Here is a 535-nt window from a genome sequence, read left to right on the forward strand (position 1 = left end):
TCATCAAACTCTGGTTGCTGTGATAAATAACTAATTGTATATCCACGTGAATGAGTCATATCACCTGTATCAGGAATTTCTGCCCCTGCAATAATTTTTAATAAAGTTGATTTACCAGTACCGTTTACACCGATAATTCCGGCACGTTGTCCTTCTGCAATACTAAATGATAATCCATCAAATAACGGTTTTTCTCCATATGATTTTGATAAGTTTTCCACAGTTAACATTTTCATATTTGTGCATTCCACTCTTTCATAAATTGTTCAATAAACTGTTCCATATAACGATGACGAACTTCCGCCTCTTGTTTTGCTGCATTCGTATTCATTAAGCCTTTTAGTTTTAAAAGTTTTTCATAAAAATGATTTAAAGATGGGTCATTATTTTTTCTATATTCATCTTTCGTCATCACTTCACGAGGAGGAATAGTTGGATCATACATTAATCTCCCTTTCGCCCCGCCATACGCAAATGTGCGAGCTATTCCAATTGCACCAAGAGCGTCTAAGCGATCTGCATCTTGAACAATCTT

Annotated in this window: 1 protein-coding gene and 1 pseudogene; both read right to left on the reverse strand. The window is 35.3% G+C overall.

Features of this window, described 5'->3' with window-relative positions:
* On the reverse strand, positions 1–236 hold a 236-nt coding region (locus RCF13_RS11310; protein ID WP_308141188.1), incomplete at its 3' end, for an ATP-binding cassette domain-containing protein.
* Positions 233–535, reverse strand: a pseudogene (locus RCF13_RS11315) (hypothetical protein); the annotation flags it as partial. The pseudogene RCF13_RS11315 and the gene RCF13_RS11310, both read right to left, overlap by 4 nt.

It is taken from the genome of Stenotrophomonas maltophilia group sp. RNC7 (genome assembly GCF_030910085.1).
Classification (GTDB): Bacteria; Pseudomonadota; Gammaproteobacteria; order Xanthomonadales; family Xanthomonadaceae; genus Stenotrophomonas; species Stenotrophomonas sepilia.